The organism is Nostoc sp. NMS9, from assembly GCF_017114995.1.
In the GTDB taxonomy this organism is placed as follows: domain Bacteria; phylum Cyanobacteriota; class Cyanobacteriia; order Cyanobacteriales; family Nostocaceae; genus Nostoc.
On the sequence record NZ_JABXKL010000079.1, the window covers coordinates 86,197 to 106,577 of the forward strand.

At 38.2% G+C, this 20,381-nt stretch carries 23 protein-coding genes and 2 pseudogenes; 13 read left to right on the plus strand and 12 right to left on the minus strand.

Annotated features, from left to right (window positions below; translation table 11 throughout):
* Positions 1–374: 374 nt before the first annotated feature.
* From HWQ40_RS24190 to HWQ40_RS24220, 7 genes and pseudogenes are all read left to right on the plus strand, one after another.
* Entirely contained in the window at positions 375–746 is a 372-nt protein-coding gene (locus tag HWQ40_RS24190; RefSeq protein WP_292782825.1) for a helix-turn-helix domain-containing protein, read from the plus strand.
* A gap of 215 nt (positions 747–961) precedes the next feature.
* A pseudogene (locus HWQ40_RS24195) lies at positions 962–1,429 on the plus strand (AMIN domain-containing protein); the annotation flags it as partial.
* A gap of 308 nt (positions 1,430–1,737) precedes the next feature.
* Positions 1,738–2,844 carry a PepSY domain-containing protein gene (locus HWQ40_RS24200; RefSeq protein WP_292782828.1) on the plus strand — a complete coding sequence of 369 codons (1,107 nt, stop codon included), beginning with the start codon at positions 1,738–1,740 and terminating at the stop codon, positions 2,842–2,844.
* An 89-nt stretch (positions 2,845–2,933) separates the two neighbouring features.
* Positions 2,934–3,269, plus strand: coding sequence for a hypothetical protein (locus tag HWQ40_RS24205; protein ID WP_292782831.1), 336 nt, complete (start codon positions 2,934–2,936; stop codon positions 3,267–3,269).
* 15 nt (positions 3,270–3,284) lie between these two features.
* A complete protein-coding gene (locus HWQ40_RS24210) occupies positions 3,285–3,611 on the plus strand; it encodes an MbtH domain protein (RefSeq protein WP_292782834.1) in 327 nt (108 codons plus the stop codon).
* A 316-nt stretch (positions 3,612–3,927) separates the two neighbouring features.
* Positions 3,928–4,155, plus strand: a complete 228-nt coding sequence (locus HWQ40_RS24215; protein ID WP_196523452.1) for an MbtH family protein — start codon at positions 3,928–3,930, stop codon at positions 4,153–4,155.
* 294 nt (positions 4,156–4,449) lie between these two features.
* Positions 4,450–5,268 carry a thioesterase II family protein gene (locus tag HWQ40_RS24220; protein WP_292782839.1) on the plus strand — a complete coding sequence of 273 codons (819 nt, stop codon included), beginning with the start codon at positions 4,450–4,452 and terminating at the stop codon, positions 5,266–5,268.
* 915 nt (positions 5,269–6,183) lie between these two features.
* On the opposite strand, the gene HWQ40_RS24225 is transcribed toward HWQ40_RS24220, so the two are convergent.
* From HWQ40_RS24225 to HWQ40_RS24235, 3 genes are all read right to left on the minus strand, one after another.
* The gene (locus HWQ40_RS24225; RefSeq protein ID WP_292782842.1) at positions 6,184–6,519 is read right to left on the minus strand and encodes a hypothetical protein; all 336 of its coding nucleotides are present in this window, start codon (positions 6,517–6,519) and stop codon (positions 6,184–6,186) included.
* 48 nt (positions 6,520–6,567) lie between these two features.
* Positions 6,568–7,236, minus strand: a complete 669-nt coding sequence (locus tag HWQ40_RS24230) for a hypothetical protein (protein WP_292782844.1) — start codon at positions 7,234–7,236, stop codon at positions 6,568–6,570.
* Between the two features lie 273 nt (positions 7,237–7,509).
* Complete coding sequence (locus HWQ40_RS24235) at positions 7,510–7,818, minus strand: hypothetical protein (RefSeq protein ID WP_292782846.1); 309 nt, start codon at positions 7,816–7,818, stop codon at positions 7,510–7,512.
* Between the two features lie 163 nt (positions 7,819–7,981).
* Here HWQ40_RS24235 and HWQ40_RS24240 point away from each other — a divergent pair, with 163 nt between their 5' ends.
* The 5 genes from HWQ40_RS24240 (at position 7,982) to HWQ40_RS24260 (ending at position 12,472) form a co-directional block, all read left to right on the plus strand.
* A complete protein-coding gene (locus HWQ40_RS24240) occupies positions 7,982–8,509 on the plus strand; it encodes a hypothetical protein (RefSeq protein ID WP_292782848.1) in 528 nt (175 codons plus the stop codon).
* Positions 8,510–8,754: 245 nt separating this feature from the next.
* On the plus strand, positions 8,755–9,309 hold the full coding sequence (locus tag HWQ40_RS24245; RefSeq protein WP_292782851.1) for a hypothetical protein: 555 nt from the start codon (positions 8,755–8,757) through the stop codon (positions 9,307–9,309).
* Positions 9,310–9,480: 171 nt separating this feature from the next.
* Entirely contained in the window at positions 9,481–11,259 is a 1,779-nt protein-coding gene (locus tag HWQ40_RS24250) for a bifunctional 3'-5' exonuclease/DNA polymerase (RefSeq protein ID WP_292782854.1), read from the plus strand.
* Positions 11,260–11,630: 371 nt separating this feature from the next.
* Positions 11,631–11,933 (plus strand): hypothetical protein, encoded by a 303-nt coding sequence (locus HWQ40_RS24255; protein WP_069069453.1) that lies wholly within the window; start codon positions 11,631–11,633, stop codon positions 11,931–11,933.
* A 278-nt stretch (positions 11,934–12,211) separates the two neighbouring features.
* Positions 12,212–12,472 carry a hypothetical protein gene (locus HWQ40_RS24260; protein ID WP_292782857.1) on the plus strand — a complete coding sequence of 87 codons (261 nt, stop codon included), beginning with the start codon at positions 12,212–12,214 and terminating at the stop codon, positions 12,470–12,472.
* Between the two features lie 322 nt (positions 12,473–12,794).
* On the opposite strand, the gene HWQ40_RS24265 is transcribed toward HWQ40_RS24260, so the two are convergent.
* The 8 genes from HWQ40_RS24265 to HWQ40_RS24300 form a co-directional block, all read right to left on the minus strand.
* Positions 12,795–13,244: a hypothetical protein gene (locus HWQ40_RS24265; RefSeq protein ID WP_292782885.1), complete on the minus strand. Its 450-nt coding sequence runs from the start codon at positions 13,242–13,244 to the stop codon at positions 12,795–12,797.
* Positions 13,147–14,115 (minus strand): DEAD/DEAH box helicase, encoded by a 969-nt coding sequence (locus HWQ40_RS24270; protein ID WP_292782859.1) that lies wholly within the window; start codon positions 14,113–14,115, stop codon positions 13,147–13,149. The genes HWQ40_RS24265 and HWQ40_RS24270 overlap by 98 nt, the downstream gene beginning before the upstream one ends.
* A 9-nt stretch (positions 14,116–14,124) precedes the next feature.
* Positions 14,125–14,805: a phospholipase D-like domain-containing protein gene (locus HWQ40_RS24275; protein ID WP_292782861.1), complete on the minus strand. Its 681-nt coding sequence runs from the start codon at positions 14,803–14,805 to the stop codon at positions 14,125–14,127.
* Positions 14,802–15,197 carry a type II toxin-antitoxin system VapC family toxin gene (locus HWQ40_RS24280; protein WP_292782864.1) on the minus strand — a complete coding sequence of 132 codons (396 nt, stop codon included), beginning with the start codon at positions 15,195–15,197 and terminating at the stop codon, positions 14,802–14,804. The genes HWQ40_RS24275 and HWQ40_RS24280 overlap by 4 nt, the downstream gene beginning before the upstream one ends.
* Positions 15,197–15,484: a hypothetical protein gene (locus HWQ40_RS24285; RefSeq protein ID WP_292782867.1), complete on the minus strand. Its 288-nt coding sequence runs from the start codon at positions 15,482–15,484 to the stop codon at positions 15,197–15,199. Before HWQ40_RS24285 ends, HWQ40_RS24280 begins: the two co-directional genes overlap by 1 nt.
* A gap of 266 nt (positions 15,485–15,750) precedes the next feature.
* On the minus strand, positions 15,751–15,903 hold the full coding sequence (locus HWQ40_RS24290) for a hypothetical protein (protein ID WP_292782870.1): 153 nt from the start codon (positions 15,901–15,903) through the stop codon (positions 15,751–15,753).
* A 56-nt stretch (positions 15,904–15,959) separates the two neighbouring features.
* Positions 15,960–16,160, minus strand: coding sequence for a hypothetical protein (locus HWQ40_RS24295; RefSeq protein WP_292782873.1), 201 nt, complete (start codon positions 16,158–16,160; stop codon positions 15,960–15,962).
* 161 nt (positions 16,161–16,321) lie between these two features.
* Positions 16,322–16,891, minus strand: a complete 570-nt coding sequence (locus HWQ40_RS24300) for a hypothetical protein (protein WP_292782875.1) — start codon at positions 16,889–16,891, stop codon at positions 16,322–16,324.
* A gap of 381 nt (positions 16,892–17,272) precedes the next feature.
* Here HWQ40_RS24300 and HWQ40_RS24305 point away from each other — a divergent pair, with 381 nt between their 5' ends.
* Positions 17,273–19,744, plus strand: a complete 2,472-nt coding sequence (locus tag HWQ40_RS24305) for a hypothetical protein (protein WP_292782877.1) — start codon at positions 17,273–17,275, stop codon at positions 19,742–19,744.
* A 140-nt stretch (positions 19,745–19,884) separates the two neighbouring features.
* On the opposite strand, the pseudogene HWQ40_RS24310 reads toward HWQ40_RS24305, so the two are convergent.
* Positions 19,885–20,328: pseudogene (locus tag HWQ40_RS24310) on the minus strand (transposase); the annotation flags it as partial.
* Positions 20,329–20,381: the final 53 nt, after the last annotated feature.

Sequence of the window (20,381 nt, forward strand, 5' to 3'; positions counted from 1 at the left end):
TTTGGGAGTTGCAAAATATAAGTATGAATTTAAGCGTAGGCTTAGCCCGTCGTAGATATCCCTTGCAAGGTTTAAAATATACATCAGATTATATTCAGATAAAAGGGAAAAAATAGCGATTTTAGACCTTATTTAAAAGACTAAATGGCAAAATGTTTTGTTATTAAAAGCCCGAATATATACTTAAAATTTGCTTGATTATATAGTCTATTGTATAAAACATAGTTCAGTAGTAGTTTTGGACGCTACGCCCTTAAAAGCTTGAGGCGAGCGAATATATTGAGTTCTGCTTAGGTCAATAGTTAGGAATAAATTGTGGTAAGATTGTTGAAAATTAATATTATCAAGCTATAACCATCTACCAATCGCCAGCTATGACCATTACCCTAACGCTGGAACAGGAAAGAGACCTTTGGGCAGAAGCTAGACAAAATAGCCAACAAAACTTGTCAGAGCCATTTGAATCCTATTGTCAAGTACCTAAACAACTGGGCAAAGGATATACGCGAAGCATAGAAGTGCATACCCAAGTGCATCTGGGGATTAGTAACTACGAATACTACGATGATGTACTGGAAGCAGGCTGTGAATGCCTTCACCCTTTGCAATTTGCTATGGAAGAAGCAAAACGCTGGCTCAGAGAAGGAAATCGCACAGTACTAGAAGTGGCAATTATGACTGGTTACTCCAATCTTATACACTTTAGTGTTGCTTTTAAACGTAAGTTTGGTATTTTTCCCAGTTAGTGTTTGTTGCCAGAAAAGTTTGTTTGGCGATGATTAGTTCTGTATTGGGGTTGACACAACTCATCCAATTCCTCTAATCTCAATTTTAAGCTTATTCAGAAAGCTTCTCAACAAAGGGGGTTTTGGTTACTGGAGTGTGGGGAATTATTGTGAGGATTCAAGAGTTGTCGTCTAATATTTGGCTGTGGTTGGTGATGAGTTTTCTGCCATTGTTGATGGCACAATCTGTACGGGCACAAGAGCAAGAGCAGCAAAATGAGCCAACAGTAATTACAACAATTAAGCGACTGAGCGAGATTGAACACCCAGCCACCAATGTTAGCGAGTTGTTTTCTCAATCGTCAACACCTTCAAGTCAAGTTGTGCAAGTGACGGCAGTGAAGGCAAATCCTACCGCCAAAGGTGTGGAGGTGATTCTACAAACTACCAAAGGGGAACAATTACAAATTACGAATCGCAGTGCTGGTAATAGTTTTATTGCTGATATTCCCAATGCCCAGCTGCGTTTACCCAATGGTGATGGGTTTACATTCCGTTCCGAAAAACCACTTGCGGGAGTTACTGAAATAACAGTCAATAACTTTGATGCCAATACTATCGGGGTGACGGTGATCGGTGAGGGAAGCTCACCAACAGTCGAGTTATTTGACAGCGATGAAGGTCTGATTTTTGGGTTGACAACTGCCAGGGGGATCTGGCTAATGACTTTAAAATATCTAGCTACTTGCGTACTGATGCCAGCATTTTTTATCGGCGAAATAGCTGGAAGCTTGGACTCAACTTCAATAATCTTTTTAATGTTAACTACATTGATGTTGGCCAGAATAGAACCTCTATTACCCCTGGTGAACCGTTTACAGTTGTAGGATCGCTCTCAGTGGAGTTTTGACGAATTCAAGAGCGACAAGACTTATCAAGTAGGCGCATCTTAAGCAGGGAATATCTATGATGAAATCCAAACAAATACGCAATCTAACATTAGGTGAGTTCGATGAACCTTTCCCTCCCAACCGCCAAACAAATAGTATTTATCTTACACCGCTATATTGGTTTAGCTATAGGCCTGCTATTAGTTATAGCTGGCTTAACAGGTAGCTTGTTGGTATTTGCGGATGAGATCGACCACTTCTTGTTGGCTCGCCAAATCGGACATATCATCCCTCAAGGACAACAAGTTTCCATTGAGTCGGTGCTGAATACCGTTAAGACAGCTTACAGCAACCACCCAGAACTTAAAGTTGAGCGGATCTATACACTACCAGAACCAGATATTCCTTACCAAATCTGGCTCCGTTCTTCTGAAGGTGAACGAACAGAAATCAACGTTAATCCCTACACAGGTGCAATCATGGGTAGCCGTGTGTGGGATAATACGCTGAAGTCACTCACGCTTAAATTACACTACCAACTCTTTGCTGGCGATGTTGGAATTCAAATAATGGGGGTAGTGGCGCTGTTACTATTTATCCTTTGCATTACAGGAATTATTCTCTGGCCTGGATGGAAAAGGCTGATTTCTGGCTTCAAAATTAAATGGAATGCACATCCACGACGAATCAACTTTGACATCCATAAAGTCTCAGGGATTATAGTAGCTGTTTTCTTGGGATTAATTAGCTTCACCGGTTTCTGTTGGAATTTTTATGATTTCACACAATCTATAATTTATGCACTCACCTCTACTCCCAATCCATCTAACCTTGTTTCCCAAAACATTACTGGTAAATCGCCGCTTAATGTAACACAACTGCTGCAAAAAGCAGATGCGGCATTACCAGATGAAGTTACAACTTACGTTTTGCTACCAATAAAACCGGAAGATGCGATCGCAGTGGGCAAAAAACTACCCCAGGAAAGCTGGAAGTACGGCTACAGCCAGATTTATCTGGATCAGTATACAGGTGAGGTTTTGCGATTGAAGCATGGGTTAAAAGCACCTCTAGGTGAGAAAATTTTGGATTCCTTTGTAGCACTGCATTATGGCACTTTTGGCGGATTACCAACACGTATTCTCTATGTGTTTGTCGGACTTGCACCGCTCATTCTATCTATTACCGGTTTTGTGATGTGGCGGTATCGTTATCGAAAAAAATCTTGATGCACGACCAATTCTGCCAATTTTATTGAAAGATTAAAACATAACCTGATAACATCACTAGCCAAAAGAATGTGAACTGAGGTATTACTATGGCAACAATGGGAAAGTATTGCAAAGCTTACTCTTTGAAAAAATTACGTGAGTTCAGTCAGTGGACTGAGTGTGCTAAAAATACAAGGAGAGAAAACAAATCAGTTGAGGGTAAGGAAGTCGAAAGTAATAGACAGTTAACTGATGATCACTTTCTTTACCTACAAGAAAATTACCTAGTGACTGATGGGATTTTCAAGGATGAGAATATCATTTTTGACAATATAACTCCCGAATGGAAGGAGTTTTGCCACAAGACCTTAGCATTTGAGATTCCAGTCTACGAGCCTGTACTTGTACAAGCATCAACAAATCAAAACAAAAGTGATTCTTAAGAGGAAGACATCTGTATGAATGAATTAGTGCAACGTTTATCAAAAGGTGAACATTCTGTTGAAGCAAGCTTAAGACCCGAAAAAACAGCTACAGCACTAAAAGAAAATATTGATCGAGGGTACGTACATATCAAATTCACAAATACTAGCGGAGGTACTGATTTAGGTATCAGACTCGACCCAGAAGCATCTAATTTGCAAGAAGCTGACTTTGAGCATCAAACAGGGAGGGTTCATCTGGTTGGGAACTTGACACTGAATTACGTGAAAGTTCGATGTATTGCAGATATTGAACTGGCAAGTTTAGAAGGTAAGGGACATCTTGAACCAGTGGAATCGTGAGATTTCCCCGTGCAAATTATTAAGGTTTATGGACTAGTAGACATCGGGGTAAATAAGCCACCCATTTAAAATGCCTGAAACCCTTGCCCAAACTTAATTACCTAGTTTCCTTCTCGCCTTCACGCCAGTCTTAGGAATTACAGGCAGTTAGTACTAGTAGTCTGCCAAGTGTAATTATGACAGGTTAAACGAGTTAGTAGTAAGCACTTTATTGCTTAAATGACGGCTAGAGCAACCCACTACTAACTTATTGTAGTGAAGTACTGGATTATCAAATCTTAGAAAGCATAGCCAATTAAATAGCAGGAGATAAATTATGTACCAAGACGACAAAGAAGACACAACAATTTACAAAGTTGTAGTCAATCATGAAGAACAGTATTCCATTTGGCCTGCTGACCGAGAAAACGCACTCGGCTGGAAAGATGCTGGCAAAAGTGGTTTGAAACAAGAATGTCTAGATTACATCAAAGAAGTTTGGACTGATATGAGACCACTTAGTCTTCGCAAGAAAATGGAAGAAGTTGCTGGGGGTAAATCATAACGCATTTGATTTTTCGTAAAGGTTGTCCAAGGTCAAGAGTCAAAGATCAAAAAACTCTGGACTCTTGACCAGAGCAACGGAAACGTCTCCCGCTCCGCACGAGAATATCAAGTTCGCATAATCACTTATTATTCAAAACTCTCCGCGTAAGAGCATCTCCGTGTCTCCATGTCAGTCCTAATGATAAGTCTTCAACCGAACTTGATATGACAGTCTTCTCCTGTGGTCGCTGCTGTGCGTAGCTTGCTTCCCCCGAGGGGTACACGGAAAAAAGTGCAATTTCGACATGAAAATATGACAACCACACGAACATTTAACTCTTGGCTAACATATACCAAACCTAATCCTCAAGCTTCAGTGCGTTTATTCTGCTTCCCGTATGCAGGTGGTAGTTCTGTAATTTTTCGCAGATGGGCTGAGAGTCTACCTAAAACTGTGGAAGTTTGCTCTATTGAACTTCCTGGACGAGGAACCCAGATGAAGTCAGCCCCATTTTCGCGGCTAAAACCTCTTGTGGATGCGATCGCCCAAGTGCTGACAATGAATCAGTTTGCTCCCGCCTTGCTTCCACATTTAAACAAGCCATTCGCCTTCTTTGGTCACAGCATGGGAGCAGTTGTTAGTTTTGAGCTAGCCCGTTTACTCCGCAAACAGTACGGTCTTGAACCAGTACATATGTTTGTTTCTGGCCGCCGCGCTCCACAAATTCCCGATCCAGATCCACCTATCCATGCTCTAAGTGAGCCTGAGTTCATAGAAGAACTACGCCGTCTCAATGGTACTCCCGAAGCACTGCTGGAAAATGCCGAATTAATGCAACTTCTTGTCCCGATTCTACGAGCAGACTTTGAAGTTCTAGAAACCTATGTATATACTACCGAGCCACCACTTGATTGTCCTATTACTGCTTTTGGTGGCTTACAGGATCGAGAGGTCAATTATGATGAACTTCAAGCTTGGCGCGAACAGACAAATGCTGCATTCTCACTACAGATGTTCAGGGGCGATCATTTCTTTTTACACTCAGCCCAATCACTCCTGCTACAGTCACTTTCTCAAGAACTACAGCAAATTACCAGTAAAATAGACCGTTTACAGGAGAATTATGATTGACTTATCCAGCTTTTTATTTACATTTTGGTTTGCAAAAAGACTTAGAATTAGAACTGGGACATGTGGTCAACAGTGAATTTTTATATTCATTGTCAACAAAAACTAAGCAAATAAACCGTGTCTACCTTGAAAACCGTAGTTTTTTGGAATTAGGTTAAAGCTCAGAACTCAAGCCACAACCGAATAATACACTCTCCTTAAAAACTCCAGGTTTCAAAATGGACGGGGTTTAAATAAATATTACTTGGAGGGGGTATATGTAAAAGAAATAGCTAGCGGTAGTTTTGAATTAGCATTAATTGGTTCTCCAGAATTTCCAGTTTTGAGTGATAATTGGCTGGAGTATCCGACTGAAGCACTTTCTGTAAAAATTCCTTTAATTAATCCAGATATAACGCATTGGAGAAGCTTTAGACTGGGAGATAATAGATATTTCTGCCTCTCATAAGAAAGACATATTTAATTATCTAGAGGAGAATAATTTACTTGATAAAATTGATGTTGATTTTAATATAGAATTATTGAGCGATTTTTTATTCTATGAATTTGAAGAATTTCATGATAACAAGTGTCATAAATTTATAGTAAAAATTTTAAAATTAGTTATCAATGCTATATTTATAAGCAAATTTTGGAGATTAGGAATATGTTTGAGCTAGGAGTTGCTACTATTAGTGAGATTGGTAATCTTTATAAACTGCCGGAAGAGATTATTGAGCGAATTATAGTTAAGAGGCAACAATAAAAATACTAAACATCAACATGATTGACTAAATAAAATTTTATTATCTAAAACATGCTCTTGAAGTTTTAAACTTGTTTCTTATACCAATTCTCTATGAAGTTGCACTTAATAAAGCAGAGGTGATGTAATCCCATCCACAAATCGATGCGATCGCTTCGGCAGAGATCGAATCAAGAACCTGTTTTGGGGTTCAGCCACGTATTTGATATAAAATAAGGTGTACAACCCATTCGCCAAGCACAGAACCGAAAGAACAAAGCCGTATCTACCGTATCAGTAGTTTCATCCGGCTCCATTACCACCACCTTAAAAGCTTTACCAAACGGTAGCCGTCCTGTTGGTTCCCGACCGTTATTCACTGCTTTCAGGATACCCCGCCCGCCCTCAACTTCTTGGTATTTCCCGGAAATCCACTGCTTTCCTTCTAACTTACTGCGATCGCTATGACCTGCATTTTCCAAATCGTCCAGTTCTAAGTAAGCGCAGTCTTTTACAGTACAAGGCACAGAAAACCCTTGCACGTCTGAACCAGAAATCGTATTGTTACGGCGGTTTTATGCTGGTCCATGAACTACATCAATCCGCATTACTAAGCTACCAATTTCAGTGATGGGATTAGGCATTAATCCTAAAGGTACTTGTCCCAAACCAGGAATATCCGAAACATTGCTATTCATCCAACCTGTAAATTGTTGTAGCTGTACTGCATCTAAGTTAGGAATTGAAGAAATAGAAAACTCTGACAAGTCGATTTGTCCCAGCTTCATTTGCCCAACTTCATACTGTGTTAGTACCTGAGCTAGTGTTAAATTAGATGCAGCAATTAAGAGAGATTTTAGTAAAGTTGCAACAGGTGTAATATTGTTTACTTGTGTATTAACCAATTCTGGAACAACCTGAGCTAAATGGCTCAATGTCTGCTCCCCAATCAGGGGAAATTCACTCAAGGCAATTTTGTTTAAATCTATACTGTTAATGTCTGTGTTCGCCTCTGGTACTGTGCGTAGAGCGATCGTCTGGATCGCCTGCAAAGAAAACTCCTCTGCCTGTAATGCTTCACTGATATCTCCTAACTTCAAATATTGGTCAGGAGTCATACCCACATTCCAAGTGCGACTCAGGTCATAACCCAGTGTTTGACTGTAGGGACTGCCATCAATTGCACCGGATTGACTGATACCTGGTAGCTGGCCCAGAGAAATGCGGCTCCAGTCTGGCAGCAAAACTTTAGTAGCAGGTAGTCGAGACTGAGGATTTGCAACTTCTACAATTCGAGTCGGTAAATTGCCATCACCAATTGTGTTGATTGTAGCTTGTGCGGCGATACTATAAATAATACAAGCAATGACAACCAGAAGAGATATTCATGCTTTTGGTGTCTTCATAATTTCAGGTTTAAAAATGACAGCAACTATACCCCAATAAGCAAAGTAATTTATTTAATAGAAACCATTCTTTTGTTACTTATGGGGTATAGTTATCAGTAAAAATATGACTTATAACTCTAGCTCTGGCGATGCTGACTGTTGACTTTTATTAGACTTGTAACCGGAGCCAGAGCCATATCCTGATAATTGAGGATTGGGATTAGCAGCCGATTCAGTGTAAGGTGTATCCCCAAGATTGATTTCAAAAATATTCTCTTGATAACCATCCCTAAATTGGTCTGCTTGCAAGGGATTACTACTATCTCCAGAACTTAATTGCTCAACACCGTAACCTTCAGATTGATAGCCACTGCCAGATTGATAATTACTACTGTTGTCAGTATCAAGATTTTGGTTAATAGTGGGTTCGTTATTCATTGGCATTACCTAAAAAACCTGCATCAATGCCAGCATAAAAAGATTTATCTAATATCAACCTTCACCTATTGGACATTAATTTTTTAGCCGATTGGCTATTTTTGATGATGCGCTCATATCGAGATGACAAATGGAGCAAATGAATTTAATTTTACCATAAACAATGGCAAAAATCAGTAATGCTAATAGTACCAAACTGCCAGACAACACCCGAAAAATACTGCAAATTCTGGCAAGTTTAAATACACCAAAAGAATTATTAGCAAGTCTTTTAGAAATAGCTGAATTTTCCCTACACCATGTTCGCTACCTTGCAGGGCCATTAGTAATTCATCGCAGTCCTTGGAGTGATACGATTCCCCAATGGCTGAAGTTTGCTTGTATTCAGGATCGATTGGAACTTATCTTCACTGAATACGAACAGGATCAGGTTGGTGTTTCCAGCACAGCCACAGAAGTTCTTACCTACATGATGCCAGCAACTTACGAAGCTCCTCTACATAGGGACTACGCTGACCTTTATCTTTGGGTAGGTAATGAAGTTTTAACCAAATACGATAAATTACCAAAGGGTTGCAAGAGTTTTTATGAATTTCTAGGTGATGGTGATACGAGCAATGCCAGCAATAATCGCATCATTCATTTTAATCAGGTAAAAAATGAATTCAACTACCTTAGCAGGTCAATTTGACGCAGCATAGTTAAACAAGCAGCACAAGAGGGATGGGGTAAGCGTCATGTCAATACCAAGTCTAGCTTAGACTCGACCCAAAGCACTCCAACTCCTAAACATTCATCAAATTCAACTGTGCAAATTAGCTTGTTCTAAATTTTCACTCTTATCCTCAGTCTATTCAAATTTTCATCTGAGAATTTTTCTGTTAAATGGAAGCGATCGCTTCTTTAATTATGAACATAAATTTTCAGTTAGTCATCATGAATACTCAAGAAATTCAAGAAATTTTAAATCATCTCATCATTGGAATTGCAGCCTTATATACAATTGTGATACTCGTTGATTTCGTTGTGGGAATAGTCCATCTGTGGCAGAAATTTACACTCAATATCGAATACCATACCAACAACACAACATCGGAACAATCACACATTGAATCTATTAATATTAATAAATCTCTCAAGTTGGAAAATCAAAATCAATCAACTAACCGTATTACATCAAAACCAGAACCTCAACCAGACAATTTTGTTAGCATTGATGTAGACAAAATTGATTTACGGACAGCCAGAAAAATTGCCACTGCCATAAAAAAAGCTTCAAAATCCAATCCTGACTTAATTATCAAACAAAAAGTCAACAGTAAAAGTGTTCCTTTAGCCTGGTTGCAAGCACAGATTAAGCATCGTTTAGAACTGGCACCAGAAATTGTCACACCCATTATTAGAGAATTAGCTCCTACTGCTTTTACATCTGCTCAAGAGAATATTCAGCATTCTAACATTGCAAAAACAGGTAACCGTAAAGTCAGTTAATCATATAAAGAGAGGAATATCGATAGGATTACCTCTCTTTAATAGTTTTTAAAATTATTAAGATTACCTCTCTTTAATAGTTTTTAAAATCATTGTATAAAACTAAATATTTTGAAGTTATTAGACATACAAGCTATCGCTTCTAGGTGAGAAGTTCAAATTAAATTCATTATGGCTACAAGCTTAATAAATACAAATAATATTAGTATTTCTACCCCACAATATACTCTTGTTTCCAATGTTTCAACTCTTAATTCGGCTCTCCAACCTCTGTTTCAGGCAGAAATTTTAGCCATAGATTGTGAAACAACAGGACTTGACCCTCTAACTGATTCTATTAGATTGATTCAAATAGCTGCACCAAACCATCCGGTAGTGCTAATTGATTTACCAGCTATTCCCAAAAGCGATCGCCAACTGCTCAAAAAACTACTCTGTAACTCTGCTATCAAAATTGCACATAATGCCAAGTTCGACTGGCAATTTCTCACACTCGCAGGACTTCAACCCTCTGGTCAATTCTTTGATACCCAACTTGCTTATAAAGTTCTAACCGCAGGATTAAAAACAAGCTCATCCTTACAAAATATAGTTAAAAAGCTACTACACCTTCAACTAAATAAAACTCAACAAATCAGTGATTGGTGTAAACCTCTTACCAAGGTTCAATTGCACTATGCTGCCGTAGATGCTGCCATATTACTTGACCTTTACCCAATTCTCCTCAACAAGTTAAAGCAGGCAAAGTTACTCAAAATTGCCCGACTGGAATTTCAGTGTATGCCTGTTGTAGCTCAAATGGAACTTAACGGAATGCTATTTGACTTGTCTCAATGGCAGATACTGGGTGCAAAACTAGAAGCTGAAAAAACAGATGCTTTAAGCCAACTCAAGCAACTCCGTATTGCTAGTTCTCAGATGTCATTGCTGCCAGAACTGACAGATGCAGTAAACCCGAATTCACCTCAGCAAGTTTTGGCTGCTCTCCAAGCTATTGGTATCAAAATCAACTCAACTAATCAAAGTAAATTAGTTTCTTTGGCTGCACAGTATCCCATAATTCAAGCATTGCTAGATTACCGCCGTCTATCCAAAATTATCGGCACTTTTACCGAGAAACTACCCCAGCATATCCACCCCAAAACTGGGAGAATTCATCCTAACTATTATCAATTAGGGGCAAAATCCGGTAGATTTTCTTGCCGCAAACCACCTCTACAAAATATTCCCCGTGATGAAGCAGCTACGAGCTGCTTCATTGCTGCCCCTGGCTATAAAATTATCAAAGCCGATTACTCCCAAATAGAACTACGAATTATGGCTCGGCTTAGTGGTGATACAAAGATGTGCCAAGTCTATCGCCAGGGGGCTGACTTACATCGATTAACAGCATCTCTAGTAACTGGAAAATATATCAATGAAGTGACTGAGGAAGACCGCAGACTAGCAAAAGCAATAAACTTTGGATTGATTTTCGGTATGGGCGCTGCCAAACTCCAAATTTACGCCCAAGTAAAATATGGGGTGGCAATGACATTAGAACAAGCAAAAGCTTTCAGAAAACGATTCTTTGAAGCTTATCCTGGAATAGCTAGGTGGCATGAAAACATCAAAGGTAAATACATCCAAGGCATTAAGGAAAGTCGTACACTAGCAAATAGACGACGGAGATGGGTAAACAAGCCCCGACTATCAGAGCTATTTAATCATCCAGTACAAGGTTTAAATGCCGACATCAACAAATTAGCTATGGTAAAACTTTCAACGACCTTAGCTAAATTCAGAACAAAACTTATCTGTGTAAGACATGATGAAATTGTACTGGAATGTCCAGAGACTGAAGTTGAGCAAGTTAGCAATATATTACACAATTGTATGGTTGCTGCTGCCCAAAAGTTTCTCAGCCCTATTCCAGTTGTTATAGATATTAAAATATCAAATAGCTGGTGAACTATCCCAACTTGCCGAGTCCGACTGAAGTTGGATTTGCAGTCAAGCTATTCTGAGAAGATTAGTCAAAAACTCAATTGCCCTCCTCACAGTATAGTTCGTGCAAAAATGTGGTTATAGGGCGTTTTTTTTGAACCGAAGCACCGCACCATCCCTACCCTATCCACTATTTATGGCTATTCCTGAATCGGTATTTTAGCCATTATAAATAACGGAACTATTTTAACTATATCTGCTTACGCAGATTGAGAGTGAATCCAGAGTTTAAAACCCACTTAATTGGGTTTTATTGGTGTGTCTATAAACTCTGTGACTGACAAATACCTGATGTAAAAAATAAGTTCCAATATTTACCTATTTGAGGTGTATTAATGTCTAACCCCCGGATTTTAGGGGCAAGAGAAATTCATCTAATTTCACTCTACAGTCACTGGGAATTTGGTATGAAACCAGAAGAATTTTATGCCAAATGGGATGTGAGTTATGAACAAATTGCGTTAATATGCTGTCGTTCCGATTCTACGGTCAGAGGTTGGTTTAAGCAAGGTAAATTTAGACGCTATCCTCAGCCTAATGATTTACGACATTTGGCATTCATGGACTTTTTACTGGAACATTTTGAAGAAGTTCCCGAACAACTTTGGCAATTGCTATGTCTGACTCATTCGCCTTGATCTCAATAACATTTCTCTTCTACATATAGCAATCCGGTTTGATTCATGAAAGGTTTTTAAAACAAAAGCTTTGCCCTGCAAGGTTTTCAGACTCAGTACACAATATTTCATTCCAGTCGTAACGCTATATATCTGTCAAATCAATCTAATACACACATAATTAAAATTGTCAATATCAATTTGACCTGTCTTTGAGTATACCTCCTCGTTTAAGGTAAATATTGGCGATTTAAAAGTACATAGCATGGTTATTTTACAGCATTTTTAAGGGGTAAAATATGACTTATTGTGAGCAATTAAAACCGTGGTGTATTGTCCGTGATATTCCCAATAAAGAAAATATTGTTGTGAAAAGATTCCGCCGACGTGATGATGCTGTTGCTTATCTGCAAGTGTTGAGGCAGTCAGGCAGAGATATTGCTTTTAAAATCATTTTTAATGCTCAAAACGTCAATATGCCACGGGAGAATGAAGCCTTGAACGGTTCGTTTTTAGAAGATTTGAAAATCATAAAAATACTAACTTATGGGATGATATAATCCCGTTTTTTCGTTAAATTTCCACCCCATACGCCAGTAATATAAGTGTTAAAACTGTAATCTCAAAAATTAATGGTTTGTAGCATTTTTTTAAACAAGGGGTCGCCAAAATTCATTAATCGTAGGGAAGGCATTTCATCAAAAACACTAAGGTAAAAAGTAACTGTGTAATTCTGCGCTTTATAAGTCAGTTGCCAAGTACGTTCGCTCCTTCTCTCAAACTGCACGCCACTGGCTTTTAAAATTGCTGAGTCGGTGCTGGAGTTTAGACTAAAAGCGATATGAGAGAACGCAAATCAAATGGAATTAGAGATTAAAAATATTATCTTGTCAGCCTCAAAGCATCCGCGACCTTTAACAATTCTGTAGTATATCTGCTCCAGATAATAATACAATAATGATAATCAGATGGGGAATGATCAAGAAATAAATCGTCGTCACTTAAAACGCTTCCCCGTTGAGTTAACAAATAATCCAAACGACGTTGCAGAGATGACTTGATAGCATAAAATGAACTGGTCAAACGTTTACGGTAAAGGGTCATCAAAAAACCCAAACAAGAACGCTGATCTATTTGTGCCAGTCGGTAAAAGTGACGTACATAGTCGCTGACAGCTACATAAAGCGGTACTTCCCGTTGGGGTTCCAGCGTAATAGCATTATCCTGCACAACTCTAGTAGGAATATCCCGCTCTAACAGTCCCCTCTGATAGTATTGTCGGAGAGTGTCGCGGGTGTGGCGGAACATCAAGTCTTTTAGGGGCGTGTTCACTGACCGCACCTTGTAGCGAGGCGAAATAATAGCAGAAGTTATCGCCATAACTCCAATGCCCCTGCAATCCCAGCAGGTTTAACAAGTCGAAAACTTCTATAGCATCAATTTGCATGGGAGTTGCTGACAAAAGAATCAGGGATTTAGTCTTCTCCTTCAACTGTGCCATTAACTGTAACAAGCGATTGGGCGTTTCCTTGCGGTCTTGGGGACTTTTACGGCGTGCATGGTGTGCTTCGTCTAAGATTACTAAATCCCAAGGTTCTGCTGATAGTAGCTGCTGCATTCTGTCAGTTCTCCGCACCAAATGAGAAGAAGCCAGGATTAAATCTTGAGTATTCCAGGGATTAGCTGCTGCGGGGATAGTCCGCTTGTAGGGGTCTTTAAATTCTGTAGATGTGTAACTCCAAAAATGCAGATTGAATTTTTCCCGTAGTTCTTCTTGCCATTGGGGTTGGACACTAGCAGGTGCTAAAATCAGTACCCGCTTCACTTTTTTGGACAACAGCAGATAACGCAGAATTAAACCAGTTTCAATAGTCTTTCCTAAACCAACTTCGTCAGCGATGAGAAAACTTTGGGGAAATTTTTGAGCAACGCGGCGCAGTATTTTAATTTGGTGTGGCCAGGGGTAAATGGGAATTGATTTTAAACAAAAGTCCAAGCAGCCAGGATGTTCATGAATATTGGCAAGTTGAGTAAATGCCAACCGTTCTTCTTCCCTTACTTCTGTAGAAATAGCTGAAGGGTCTGGTTTTAGTTCCGCTTCTGGTTGTGCTTCTGGTTCAGTTAATTCTATTTTTGTTAGAGGTCTAGAGTCAAATTCAGCTTGGGCATTCCAATCAGGTTTAGTAGATTTTGCGTAACGCAACAGCTTTTTCTATACCGCTTCTGGAACTTCAAAGACTCGCACGTTAGGCGATACGTCATACCAAAGTTGCTCAAACCTCGCTACTTCTTCTTCAACTCTATCTAGTTCCCTTCCTCCCTCCCAAGAACAATAAACGTGAAAGGATTCTACATTCCTCTCCCAGCTACCGATAGATTCGTTATTGGAACCGTTAAATGCTAATTTTTCGCCCTTGCTATCAGTAAAAATGCCAACTTTTTCGTGAAATATATGCTGTGGGTCTAGTTGCTGTGTACTATCTTCTGGTAGTCCATTCTCTTTGAGAGGAATAGCAATTTTAATATCGAGATACTGGTTTTGAATCAACCAACTGAGAATTTCTAAGTGTTTGAGTTGGGCAAAACTTTCTGGTGGTTTTAAGTCTGCGTCTAGACGAGATAGCAATGCGTCTCGCAGTTCGTATCCCTGTTGAATTGCTTGTAAATCTTGGGGGCTAAACTGACAACCCATGATTAACCGCATTCGCCCCTTGTTATGCAGCATTGCACCTAAACCTCGTGCAACTTTACTTAAAATCGCACTGCTAAAAAAACCTGCTTTCCGGTCATATTGAATGGCACACTCTAAAGCAGGAATGTAGAAATCAGTGATGGTATTATGGGTGTTGCTGGTGTAACTAATTTTCCAGGGATATTCACGCAGGTTTTTCAACTTTCTAACCAGTTATCTAATTTTAAGTTGGGAATATTGATAAAATCTTTGATATTGTTAGTAACAAGAATATCGTCACGAGAACGAGCTACAGCAGCAATCAAAGCATCAAATTCTCCGGTTGGTTTCCTGATTTTTCTGAGTTCGCTTTGAATTTTACCAAATTCGATAGCTGCTTCTATTTCAAAAGGTTCTACTGGTAGGAGTTCAGTAAACTGTGCTAATATCTCTAGATTCTTGGCTACCTGTTGGGAACAATACACGCCTTTATATAGTTCTGAAACTACAATTATAGAGAGATAGCATTGGCTGAAAAAGCGATTAAATTTAGTAACAGCTTGGGGATTTTCGTTCAGCAGTGCAATGCAAATATTGGTATCTAGTAGATACATTAGCCGTTATCCCGATTATCAAGTGAGTCTAATGTTCTGCCTTGATAAGTATGGCGCTGTTGGTCAATTTCTGTAAATATTTCTGTTAATTCAGGTTGGTTCTTCCAAGCCCCAAATAATTGATTTAGTCTAGCTAGTCTCTCCTCGTCTGTTAATAGTGGTTGTGGTTCTGTAATTGGATTGGTAATAAATTCTACGTCTATGATTATTTCTGTCCCATCTGGAATATTATTAAGTTGTTCTAATATTTCAATATTTTGACCACGTTTTATGCCTCTAACCTTCATGTTTGATTATCTCCTATAATTATTAGTTGACTGATGATTGATGATTGTTGGCAAAGAAAGTCATGATATAGCTTTTGTTAAGATTGGATAATTAATTTAGAAACTTTATCCGATAAATTTTGCTGACAAGCATCAAACCATTCTTGAATCAATTTATCTTTGCCATCTGGAACTTTATAAAATCTGAAAGACATACCGCTACTTCTAGATATTCTGACAACTCCTGACAGGTCTAATATCTCCTGATTGATTTTAGCGGATATTTTCTAATGGGATAGATACAGATTCGATTTCTTTGTTAGATGGGTGTTCTGATGGAATTGCTCTGCTTTCTGCTGTTTTTTCGCCAGTTCTAAATCTTTTAACGCCTCAGCTTGACCTGTAGATTTTAGCTCTACACTAAAATCATATTGATTCATTTTTTATTTCCTCCATTAATTAATTATGACAGTTGTATGTTAACGGTCAACAGCCCTCAATCATCAGTCTCTTCAGTCTCTAAATTCAAACTCATTTGTCCATAATTTAAGGATAGCTCAGGTTGCACATAAGACACTTTGGCTTTGATTTCATCCATAGCCAACCACAAATCCAATAACGCTTTTTCTTCAGTCAGGCGTTTCTTTTCATCACCAATGCGCGGAATTACTTTCAAGGCTACTTCAAATGTCCGCATAAATAAATCGTTGCTAACTAAGCCTGTATTTTTGAGAAATCTGCGGACTGGTTCTGTATTGTCTTCTTCTTTTTTCCTGGAGTTTAGACTAAGCCGTACAAAATGACCCAGCAGGGCTGAGTTAATCAGAGACTTAGCAAAAGTATGAATAATCTAAGGTATTAAACAGCAACAGATGCTTCTTTACGTGGTAGTGTTACTGTTTTTTTAACAATCGGGCACCGGTTTTTACGGTGACGCTTTTTTCCTGCTTCCCAACCAGGGGACTTTCCGCGAGGTTTGGGTGGAAGGGCTGGAGTACCAATCACCGCAAAAACTCTACCCATAGCTTGAGCGACTCGTCCAAGAGTCAAATTATCGAGTGACTTCTGCCAAGGTAAAGGATTATCAGTCACAATATCACGAGCTAACCACAACTCCCAACTCATAAAAGGCATTAAGTCACTCCAGCGCTCACACTCCTTAGGAGTTGCTAACAAGGGTCGTCCCTCTACTGGTATCTGTTTGATATATAGCTGCATCAATTTCTGTCGCTGCGGTCTACTGTCTTGTAGCGCTTCATAAATACTTGACCACTTGCGTCTAAATACTGGTGATAAGGATAAATCTGCTAAGGAATAAACATTGCGAGTCAGCAATATGGCATATGTTAATTCAAACGTCGCATCTTTAGCTCTACCTAAATATTTGTAAGCTACTTGACGAAACTCTTCAAGTCTGGCATTTTTCATGTTGGCAGGTGAGTAATGGTAGTTCTTTTCTCACTTTCTGCCAAAAGGGGGGGCTGTATTCAATCAGACACCCCTTTTTTCTTGATCATTCCCCATCTGATAATGATAATCACGAAAAGGGTGGGAGAGGTGATTTGTGTGGATAAATTTTTTGTGAGACTTGACGATTATTTTGACTCAGTGATGTGGCAGTTTTAGCTATAATTTTGCTACGTTGCTCTACTAAATTCAGGGAAACTTTCACATCTAGTTCTGACGAATTGGTATTCAAAGTTTTTTGAGAATACGATCTGCTAGCAAAGACTTGAGTTGAGGTTCTAAACGCTTTGCTAGAAATAACCTCTAAACCAATCTGTTAAAAACATTTACATCGACTTCCTTATGGCTAATAGCATTGATTTCACAATAATTCCCTTACCTAATGCTATCAAATTAAAACTTGAATTTTTGGATGATGTAAATTTAGTCTCGTCCAGTTCAGGAATTTATTTAGATTTTGACCATGATTTGCAGTTAAATTTAGACAAAATTTTTAGCATTCATAGTACAGTTACATACATAAATGTGGCGCTTGATAGAATCATTGTTGAAATATTTGGCAAACCTGAAATTAGAATATCTGCACCAAAATATAAAATTTATAAAAGTTATCAAGAAGTTGAACTTAGCTTTAAAGGATTACTAAATAACCAAGGTATTGAATTATTTTTTGGCAAGCAGACCACATTAAAATATAAATTAAATGAAGATTTTATTTTTAGCAACCTAGCGAGTAAACTTCCTATTATCAACGATTTAAAATTAAGCAACCCAGAGCTAATTATCACTGATACGGAACATTCTTTTATACATTCAAAATTAGGTTGCATTAACTTAAGCAGAGGATTCAACTTTATTGGAAATATTGATTTCAATAATCTCCAGACAAATTTCAGCAGTTTTATTCATCGAAGCTTAGGAATTGGGTGCTTAGGAGCGATAATTAACTTTAATCCGGCAGGACAGGTTAGCTTAACAGGTAATATTGCAGGCGATATTCAGCTATTTTCCCAGCAACAATTTAAGGCTACTTTTAATAATTTGCTCATAGGGTTAAATATTGGGGCTGATTTAGAGCCAAACTTCGGATTAACTGGAAATTTGATTCTTCAAGGCTACGATCCCACCCAAGAAAAAGAACCTAAGCTATTTCTCTCTGGTAGTCTCTCTCTCGAACCCGAATCTTTAACAGCATACTTTTGTCAACAAGGTGAAAAATCTTGGTTTAATCCCTATGGATTGGTAGGAACTGAACTTCGCAATATCAGGTTTCAAGGAGGCGGAACGTATTTACCTCCTTACTTCGATAACTTTGGTTTCATTGGTGATTTGAAATGGGAAAAAACAGACCTTGAGGTAGCTTTTCTCATGGACACTAATGATCCTGAAAGATTAGCTTTAATTTTAAATCCCAAACAAGCGGTTAGCTTAATAGATTTGTGGCGGGGGCCAGTCGCTTCCTTTCTTAGCAAACAAGTAGGTTATTCAACCGATTTAGTTAAGAAAGCACTAGGGCTTTTAGAAAGCTTAGTAAACTTAAACATCGAATCAATTGATGGGGATGGAGACGGAAAAATCAATCCTTTAATTAAGTATGTTCCTTTTCCAACAATAATTGCGGCTCAAACGATATCAGAAGGTTTAGAAATTAATGGCAAAATTAATGCTTGGGGACATGAGGCAATCTTAATCCTTCAAGGAGATAAAACTTTTAATAATATCTGTGGTTCATTAAAAGTTCTGGAAATTGATTTAGGATTTCTGAAAATTAAGGGAACGGATGACGATAGTTTAGATTTATCTTTAAAGGTAACGCCTAGTGAGCAGTATCTTCAGGGAGATGGTTATCTAGAAATTATTGACAACAAAATTGCGAATGTTGAATTTAAAATTACCCCTACCAAGACTACCTTTAAAAACTTTGATCTGAGTTTAGGCAATCTATTGAGTATTGATATTGATGCCCTGAGTATCGATATAAAATCTGGTAGCGGTAGTGGTTTAGGAACAATTTCAGTTTTTGGGAATACCCTAGCAGGCATTATGTTTGATGTTACTCAAAATAGTGTCAATCTGAGGAATGTTCGGCTGAGTTTAGCAGGTTTCTTGACTTTCACTATTCCGAACCTCACAGTTAATTTGAAGAATGAAAGTGCAACAGGAACAGCAAATATTATTGCTTTTAATCAATCCTTGGGTAGTGGCACTTTATCATTTAACACTCAGAACGTTTCAATTAATGATGTAGCTATTAATTTAGGCAATGTTATAAAGCTCAATGTTCCTAGTTTTAAACTTGATTTAACTAATAAAAAGGTTTTTGGTTTAGGCGATGTTACTCTCTTAGGCAAACAATTTACGGCGTTAGGCATCAGCCTGAACGAGAACGGATTTCAAGCTACAAGTAATTTCAATTTTGGCATTTTAGCTTTCAACGGCGCTACAGTAACTCTCAGCAAAGGAACTAATGGTAATATCAATAATTCTGCCAGTATTGCAGGAAGCCTCAAGTTTTTAGGCTACACCTTTGCCAATATCACGGCTAGCATTAATAGCAGCAAATTAATTGCATCGGGTAGTTTTAATTTTGGTGGTATTTTAATACTTAAAGGAGCAAATAATCGAAGGAATGCGACAATAACGCTTAACAGACCAAAAAACGGACTGTACAATTGGGTTAGTATTATGGGTAGCTTTTATGTATTGGGTCAAGAGTTAACATCACTCACTATCCGTCATAATAATAGTACTTTAAAAATTTTAGGTATGCACATTATCAGAAAGCCCAACCATTCAAAAGGAATACATAAGTAAGGTAAAAACAAGTTAAATTCAAGTTATAGTTAGTCTTAGTGGCACTAAACTAGGTTAGCACAATAAATTTTGCAAGCTCTAAGATTTTCTAAGCTCTCTATGTATAAGATTAATATTATTCATATTAATATTGTAAATTAATTTCGGTTCTTCAGTACCTGTTATGCTAAACAATTAAATCTAAAGATGAAAAAGCGAAACTCGGTTTTCGCCTCTAAATCACAAAAATTAATTACTCTAGAGGCTTGAGCATCATCAGATGCACCAACTTTGACCAACCCATTTGAGCTATAAAATTCTAGTTTCCAATTGTTTTTTATCCGCAAAACAAAATATTTTTTTTCTTGTACTAATTCTTGGATAAATTTTAATCCAGCAAAACCCCTATCCATTACCCCAAGAGCATTTATTGGTAGACTAGACATCATTTTAGAACCAAATTTATAGTCATGGTCATGTCCAAAGTTTATGAAGTTATCTGATGGACTTCCAGTAGCTAGATTTAGAGAACTGAAAAGTTTTACTTGATGGTGTCCTAGTACCCATAACAATTTACTGGTGAGAGTAATAGTTGTTGAATCTAAATGAAGATAAGTTAAATGAAGAGCAAGTTCAAAAACTCATACAAGTTAAAAGT